Genomic DNA, 8,083 nt, shown 5'->3' with positions numbered 1-8,083 from the left:
CTCCAGTAAGCTGGCGAACCATGCGAAAGCGGCGGTTGGGAGTGATGGGTGGGACGTTCGACCCCATCCACAACGGTCACTTGGTCGCGGCCAGCGAAGTCGCTTATCTGTTCGATCTCGACGAAGTGGTCTTCGTGCCCACCGGTCAGCCCTGGCTGAAAGGTCGCCAGGTCAGCGCCGGTGAAGACCGCTACCTGATGACGGTTATCGCCACTGCGGCCAATCCCCGTTTTTCGGTAAGCCGGGTCGACATCGACCGCGGCGGGCTCACTTACACCAAGGACACGTTGCGGGATTTGCACACCGTCAACCCCGACTGCGACCTGTACTTTATCACCGGTGCCGATGCGCTGGCCTCGATCCTGGCGTGGCAGGACCTGGAGCAAATGTTCGCTATGGCGCGGTTCGTCGGGGTTAGCCGGCCCGGCTACGAACTGGGCCGCGAGCATCTCACCGATGTCCTCGACGGCCTGCCCGACGATGCGTTGACATTGGTCGAAATCCCGGCGCTGGCAATCTCGTCGACCGACTGTCGTCGGCGCGCGCAAGAGTCGCGGCCGCTGTGGTACCTGATGCCTGACGGTGTCGTGCAGTACATCTCCAAGCGCGAGCTCTACCGCAAACCCGGGGACCCGAGGTGACGGCCAGCCCGGAGGCGATCGAGATGGCCACTGTCGCCGCGTCCGCGGCGGCGTCCAAGCTCGCCGATGATGTCGTCGTCATCGACGTTTCCGGTCAACTCGTCATCACCGATTGCTTCGTCATCGCCTCGGCGTCCAACGAACGGCAGGTCAACGCCATTGTGGACGAGGTCGAGGAAAAGATGCGCCAGGCCAGCTACAAGCCCGCCCGCCGCGAGGGTGCCCGAGAAGGCCGCTGGACCTTGCTGGATTACATCGACATCGTCGTGCACATCCAACATCAAGACGAACGCAATTTCTATGCGCTGGACCGGCTTTGGGGTGACTGCCCGGTAGTGGCGGTGGACTTGTCCGAAGACCCTGAGAACTCTGCGAGCCGGTCATGACGACGCGCCGCCTGGTGATGCTGCGGCACGGGCAAACCGAATTCAATCTTGGCAGCCGGATGCAGGGCCAGTTGGACACCGAGCTGAGTGAGCTGGGTCGCGCACAGGCGGTGGCCGCGGCCGAGGCGCTGGCCAAACGCCAGCCGCTGCTGATCGTGTCGTCGGATCTGCGACGCGCCTTTGACACCGCGGTCGCCTTGGCAGAGCACACCGGCTTGCAGGTTCAGGTCGACGACCGGTTACGCGAAACCCACCTCGGCGACTGGCAGGGCATGACGCACGCGGAGATCGACGCCGTCGCACCGGGCGCCCGGCTGGCCTGGCGCGAGGACGCCACTTGGGCACCGCACGGCGGCGAGAGCAGGGTTGACGTGGCTGCGCGCAGCCTGCCGTTGATCGCCGAGCTGGTCGCCGGTGAGCCCGAATGGGGTGCCGGCGAGGACCCGGCGCGGCCGGTGGTGCTGGTCGCGCACGGCGGGCTGATCGCGGCCCTGACCGCGGCGCTGCTGCGGCTGCCGATTGCCAACTGGCCCGCGGTGGGCGGCATGGGCAATGCCAGCTGGACGCAGCTGGCCGGGCACTCCGCCGTTACGGGCACTAGCCCCGAGAACGCCGATGACATTCGGTGGCGGCTTGACGTGTGGAACGCTTCGGCACAGGTCGCCGGCGATGTGCTCTGAACAACGGCTGCGTCCGGCGCTGCTGATCTTCGCCGATTCACTGGCCTACTACGGACCGACCGGCGGCCTACCCGCAGACGATCCCCGCATTTGGCCCAATATTGTTGCCGCGCAGCTAGATTGGGATCTGGAGCTGATCGGCCGCATCGGCTGGACGTGTCGCGATGTGTGGTGGGCGGCCACCCAGGACCCGCGGGCCTGGGCGGCGCTTCCCCGCGCCGGGGCGGTGGTCTTCGCGACCGGTGGGATGGATTCGCTGCCGTCGCCGCTGCCGACGGCGTTGCGTGAACTCATCCGCTATGTGCGACCGCCATGGCTGCGGCGATGGGCCCGCGACGGCTACGGTTGGGTGCAGCCGCGGCTGTCTCCAGTGGCCAGAGCCGCGCTGCCACCGCACCTGTCCGCCGAATACCTCGAACTGACGCGCGGTGCAATCGATTTCAATCGGCCCGGCATTCCGATCGTGGCGTCGCTGCCCTCGGTGCACATCGCCGAGACGTACGGAAAGGCCCATCATGGCCGGGCAGGGACGGTCGAGGCGATCACTCAATGGGCTCAGCAGCACGACATCCCGCTCGTCGACCTGAAATCCGCAGTCGCCGAACATGTTATGAGTGGCCGCGGCAACCCCGACGGTATTCATTGGAACTTCGAAGCCCACCAGGCGGTCGCGGAGTTGATGCTCAAGGCGCTGGCCGAAGCCGGCGTGGCGACGATGCAGAGTGCGCAGCGCGATGAGGAGGAGCCGCGCAATCAAGCCGGCGTGCCTAACGAAACACCGCGTGGCTGACTTCACATGCCTGTCGTGGTGGTCACTGACTCGTCGGCGCGCCTTCCCGATGAGCTGCGCCAGCAGTGGGCGATACGTCAGATCCCGTTGCATGTCCTGCTCGGCGACACCGACCTGCGTGACGGCGTGGACGACATTCCGGACAACATCCACGACTACGGACAGGCCACCACCGCCGCGGCGACGCCGGCAGAACTGAGCGATGCATATCGACAGGCGCTGGCCGACAGCGAGGGCGACGGGGTTGTGGCGGTGCACCTTTCGGCGGCGCTATCGGGAACCGTCGGCGCCGCCGAGACCACCGCCGCCGAGATCGGCCCAGCGGTGCGGGTAGTCGACTCGAAATCGGCTGCTATGAATACCGGTTTCGTCGCGCTGGCCGCCGCGCGGGCAGCGGCCCGCGGCGCCGACCTCGACACCGTTGCGGAAGCTGCCGCTGCGGCGGTGAGCCGCAATCACGGGTTCATCGTCGTCCACCAGCTGGACAATTTGCGGCGCAGCGGGCGCATCGGTGGTGCCGGTGCCTGGCTGGGCACCAAGCTGGCACTCAAGCCGCTACTGCGCATCGATGACGGCAAACTCGTTCTGGCGCAGCGGGTACGCACCGCCAGCAAGGCAGTCGCGACGATGATCGACCGGGTGTGTGAAGTCGTCGGAGAGCATTCGGCCGCGATCGCAGTGCATCACGTCGCCAACCCCGACGGCGCGACTGATCTGGTCGCCGCACTGGCCGAGCGGCTGGCAGCGTGTGAGCCGGCGATCGTCACCGACCTTGGCCCGGTCCTCGCTTTGCACGTCGGCGCCGGAGCTCTCGCGGTGTGCCTGGAAGTAGCCGGGGACGTGGACCCGCCGGCCCGAGCGTGACCCTGATCGGCCATCCCGCGTTGTTGCCGGGTCAAGGCCCAGCTCGAGGGCGTGCTGGTTCCGCGAGAAATCTGCTGGGCAGTTGCCTAAACTCGGTGCCGAGACCCGCAAGAGGGGCAAGAAGGAGGTGGTCAGTGGCGATACAACCAACACAGGCAGGTCTGCGCGTTGCGGATCTCGTTCTGGTGGCGCAGGGCTCGATTCCGGTTACCACCAGCGGTAAGGTCCGACGTTCAGCGCGCGTCGAGCGTTACCCAAATTGTGAATTCACACGCTTGGACGTTCCGGCCTGATGGCGGACATTGACCAGGAAGCCGGACTCGGACACTGGGCTGGTCGAGATGCGATCGAGTGCTTTCTACCTGATGACGAAATTCGAAAGCTCAATCGTGACCTTCGGATACTAATAGCAAGCAACGGCACCCTCACTCGGATTCTCGGCATTGTCGCTAATGATGAGATCGTCGTGCAGATTGTCGAGCAGCAGGTTCACGACATGGCGCCGGGGATATCCGGTCTGGAGCAATTACCGAGCGGCCGGGTTCTTCAGCGTCAGATCTTACTCAAGGGCCGGAGTTCAGGGCACCCATTTGTAGCGGCGGAGTCGTTGATTGCTATTGACTTGTTACCTGCCGCGATTACGACAAGCTTGACAAAGACGGAGCGTCCTATTGGTGAGGTTATCACAGCTAGTTGCCTTGAAACGTTTAAGGGGGAGGCTAAAGTCTGGATAGGACAGCCGCCTGGTTGGCTCGAGCTTGCTGGATACCAGAATTCGGAACCGAGGATTGTCGCCCGCCGGTATAGCGTCATTAGCGGAGGACAACCAGTGATTATTATCACCGAGTATTTCCTTCGAAATGTATTCCACGATGCTCCGTAAGATGAACCCGATCGTTGCCAACATTCGAACGACATCGAATACAAGGAGCTGGAGATCGATTTGCATCTACTGAGCGGATCCGGAGAAGTCTCTGGCGCTGACAACGGGAACCTGGCAAGGCTACTGGCTAAGCGGGCATCAGAAGCAGGATGGTATGACAAGCCCGCCTACTATGCGCCGCACGTCGTGACACATGGCCAAATCCATGACAGCGGCGCACGTCTTGGCGAAGTGCTGAAAAACCGCGGTATTTCCAGAGGAGACCGCGTCCTGTTGTGCCTTCCGGATTCGCCGGAACTAGTGGAGCTATTGCTAGCCTGCCTGGCTCGCGGGGTTCTGGCGTTCCTCGCGACTCCGGAGTCCCATCTCGACGAACACGCGTTTCAAGAACGCGACACGGAGCCGGCGCTCGTCGTCACGTCTGGCGCGCTCCGGGCTCGGTTTCAGCGGTCGTGCGTTGTGGAAACCGAGGAGCTCTTGTCCGATGCGAGCCGAGTCGAGCCGGGAGACTATGAGCCGGTGAGTAGCGACGCTCTTGCGTACGCTACCTACACATCTGGTACTACGGGTGCACCGAAAGCTGCGATCCATCGGCACGGCGATGCGTTGACGTTTGTTGAGGCTATGTGTGGCAAAGCATTGCGGCTCACTCCCCAAGACACCGGGCTAAGCATCGCACGCATGCATTTCGCGTATGGTCTGGGTAATTCGGTCTGGTTTCCATTGGCGACCGGTAGTTCGTCGGTAATCAATCGATTGCCGGTCAGCGCGGATCTGGCTGCCGAACTAAGTGCGAGATTTGCGCCCTCGGTACTTTACGGTGTACCAACCTTCTTTGCCAGAGTTCTCGAGACATGCTCTCCCGATTCGTTTCGTTCGCTCCGATGTGTGGTATCGGCGGGAGAGGCTCTTGGGGTCGGGCTCGCCGAGCGACTCATGGAGTTCTTTGGCGGTATTCCCATTCTCGACGGCATCGGATCTACCGAGGTTGGGCAGACATTCGTATCGAACAGCGTCGACGAATGGCGTCCGGGGACCCTTGGAAAGGTGCTGCACCCTTATGAGATTCGAGTGGTGGCGCCCGATGGCGCAACCGCCGAGCCAGGGGTTGAGGGCGACCTATGGGTCCGCGGACCGTCGATTGCCGCAGGCTACTGGAACCGACCCACAAGTCCTTTGACGAATGGGGATTGGCTTGACACGCGGGATCGGGTCTGCATCGACGGCGACGGATGGGTTACCTACCGTTACCGCGCGGACGATACCGAAATTGTCGGGGGTATCAACGTTAATCCCGGCGAGGTTGAGCAACTCATCGTCGAGGACGAAAATGTGGCCGAGGCCGCGGTTGTCTCAGTAACGGAGTCCACCGGAGCGTGGGCGTTGCAGGCGTTTCTGGTTCCGGCGAGCGGCCAATTCGTTGAGCACTCAGTTATCCGAGGTATCCATCGCCGATTGCTTAGCCAGCTGTCTGCATTCAAGGTGCCGCACAGGTTTGCCATCGTTGAACGGCTTCCTCGAACCTCGAACGGAAAGTTGTTGCGCGGTGCGCTTCGCGCGGAGAGCCCAACAAAACCAATTTGGGACCTCCCCGCTATGGCGCCGCGGTCGGACACCGAGGCATCGCTTGATAACGCACCGGCATCGAACGTCCAGATTGTTGAAAACCCGGGCGGCGTGACGCTTAACGAGCGGTTGGCCGTTTTGCAGGAGGAACGTCACCGGCTGGTGGCGGATGCAGTTCGTGCAGCGGCCGCGAAAATATTGGGTGAGCCCGGCCCTCAGTCGGTAAATCCGGATCTGACCTTCGCGGAGCTGGGTTTTGACTCGCAAATGACCGTAGAACTTCGTAATCGATTGGCGGCAGTGACAGGCCTGCGGCTGCGCGACACGGTCGGATGGGACTACGGCTCGGTTACCGGACTAGCTCAGTATTTGGAGGCTGAACTCTCTGGATCGGCCACGCCGGTGGCGCTGCCTTCCCCAGCGAAAGCCGACGAGCCGGTGGTCGTGGTGGGGATGGGCTGCCGGTTCCCGGGCGGGGTGGACTCCCCGCGCGGGCTGTGGGAGGTCGTGGCGCAGGGTCGGGATGTGGTGTCGGAGTTTCCCACCGATCGGGGTTGGGATGTGGACGGGTTGTTTGACCCTGATCCAGACGCCATGGGCAAGACCTATACGCGGCGCGGCGGGTTTGTCGCGGACGTGGCCGGTTTTGATGCCGGGTTTTTCGGGATCGCCTCGGGCGAGGCATTGGCCATGGACCCGGAGCAGCGATTGTTGATGGAGTGCTCCTGGGAGGCCCTGGAGGACGCCGGGATTGAACCGACATCGTTGCGGGGCTCGGCGACCGGAGTGTTCACCGGGATCTTCGGGCAAAGCTATGCGAGCGAGGCAACCGACTTGGAGGGGTATCGGCTGACCGGCACGGCGTCGAGCGTGGCGTCGGGGCGGGTGTCGTATTTCTTGGGGTTGGAGGGTCCGGCGGTGTCGGTGGATACCGCGTGCTCGTCGTCCTTGGTGGCAATGCATTGGGCGGTGCAGTCATTGCGGTCGGGCGAGTGTGATTTGGCGTTGGCCGGTGGGGCGACGGTGATCTCGTCGCCGGCGGTTTTCGTCGGGTTTAGTCGACAGCGGGGGCTGGCCGCTGACGGGCGTTGTAAGTCGTTTGCCGGCGCGGCTGATGGGACAGCGTGGGGTGAGGGCGCCGGCGTTGTGGTGCTCGAGCGGTTGTCGGATGCGCGACGGCTGGGGCATTCGGTGTTGGCAGTGGTGCGCGGTAGCGCGATCAATCAGGATGGCGCGTCCAACGGCTTGACCGCACCTAATGGGCCTTCCCAGCAGCGGGTGATTCGGGCGGCATTGGCCAGCGCGGGGTTGACCGCCGCCGATGTGGATGTGGTGGAGGCCCACGGCACGGGCACCACCTTGGGTGATCCCATCGAGGCGCAGGCGCTGTTGGCCACCTATGGGCAAGACCGCCCACCGGGGCGGCCGCTCTGGTTGGGCTCGATCAAATCGAATATGGCTCACACTCAGGCCGCGGCCGGGGTGGCCGGGGTGATCAAGATGGTGCAGGCGATGCGCTACGGGGTGATGCCGCCGACACTGCACGTCGACGTTCCATCCCCGTATGTGGATTGGTCGACCGGGGCGGTGTCGGTGCTGACCGAGGCCCGGGGCTGGCCGGCCGACGGGCACCCGCGCCGGTCAGCCGTGTCCTCGTTTGGGATCAGCGGCACCAACGCTCATGTGATCTTGGAGCAAGCCCCGGCCGAGGCAACCGAAAGTGCTAGCCGCGCAACGAATTCCGGTGGACCTGACCGGATGGGGTTGTCGGCGCTGCCGTGGGTGGTTTCGGCTCGATCGGCTGAGGCATTGAGCGCGCAGGCGGACCGATTGTTGGCCCACGTGCAAGCCGACCAACGGCTGGACCCGGTCGATGTGGGGTGGTCGTTGGCGCGGCGGTCGGTGTTTGAACATCGAGCAGTGGCGGTGGGTGGCGACCGCGAGCAGTTGATGGCGGGGTTGGCCGCGGTCGCCCGCGATGAGCCGGGTGCGGGCGTGGTGATGGGCCGGGTGGGGCCGGTGGGCAAGACGGTGATGGTGTTCCCCGGGCAGGGCTCGCAGTCGATCGGGATGGGCCGCGAGTTGTATGGCCAAATGCCGGTATTCGCCAAGGCTTTTGACGCGGTGGCCGATGAGTTGGATCGGCATCTGCGACTGCCGCTGCGCCGAGTTGTTTGGGGTGATGATCAGGGTCTGCTCGACAGCACCGAATTCGCCCAGCCGGCGTTGTTCGCGGTTGAGACGGCGTTATTCACGTTGTTGCGGTCCTGGGG

General features: G+C 63.9%; 7 protein-coding genes and 1 pseudogene. All 8 read left to right on the top strand.

All coding sequences use genetic code 11. The features are described 5' to 3' along the window. Window positions 1–44 precede the first annotated feature (44 nt). Entirely contained in the window at window positions 45–641 is a 597-nt protein-coding gene (nadD, locus tag WAN71_RS04205; RefSeq protein ID WP_422224127.1) for a nicotinate-nucleotide adenylyltransferase, read from the top strand. Further along, on the top strand, window positions 638–1,027 hold the full coding sequence (rsfS, locus tag WAN71_RS04200; RefSeq protein WP_422224125.1) for a ribosome silencing factor: 390 nt from the start codon (window positions 638–640) through the stop codon (window positions 1,025–1,027). Before nadD ends, rsfS begins: the two co-directional genes overlap by 4 nt. After that, complete coding sequence (gene gpgP, locus WAN71_RS04195) at window positions 1,024–1,707, top strand: glucosyl-3-phosphoglycerate phosphatase (protein ID WP_422224124.1); 684 nt, start codon at window positions 1,024–1,026, stop codon at window positions 1,705–1,707. The genes rsfS and gpgP overlap by 4 nt, the downstream gene beginning before the upstream one ends. Further along, window positions 1,697–2,497, top strand: coding sequence for a diglucosylglycerate octanoyltransferase (gene octT / locus WAN71_RS04190; protein ID WP_422224123.1), 801 nt, complete (start codon window positions 1,697–1,699; stop codon window positions 2,495–2,497). The genes gpgP and octT overlap by 11 nt, the downstream gene beginning before the upstream one ends. 6 nt (window positions 2,498–2,503) lie before the next feature. After that, window positions 2,504–3,361, top strand: a complete 858-nt coding sequence (locus WAN71_RS04185; RefSeq protein WP_422224122.1) for a DegV family protein — start codon at window positions 2,504–2,506, stop codon at window positions 3,359–3,361. A gap of 161 nt (window positions 3,362–3,522) precedes the next feature. Beyond that, window positions 3,523–3,654: pseudogene (locus WAN71_RS04180) on the top strand (hypothetical protein); the annotation flags it as partial. Further along, a complete protein-coding gene (locus WAN71_RS04175; RefSeq protein WP_422224121.1) occupies window positions 3,654–4,244 on the top strand; it encodes a chorismate--pyruvate lyase family protein in 591 nt (196 codons plus the stop codon). The pseudogene WAN71_RS04180 and the gene WAN71_RS04175, both read left to right, overlap by 1 nt. 69 nt (window positions 4,245–4,313) lie before the next feature. Beyond that, window positions 4,314–8,083 (top strand): beta-ketoacyl synthase N-terminal-like domain-containing protein (locus tag WAN71_RS04170; RefSeq protein ID WP_422224126.1); only part of this gene is annotated, 3,770 nt, incomplete at its 3' end.

Source organism: Mycobacterium sp. (assembly GCF_049280035.1).
In the GTDB taxonomy this organism is placed as follows: Bacteria; Actinomycetota; Actinomycetes; order Mycobacteriales; family Mycobacteriaceae; genus Mycobacterium.
The sequence above is the reverse complement of the archived record's forward strand: the minus strand, read 5'-3'. Positions and strand labels throughout refer to the sequence as shown.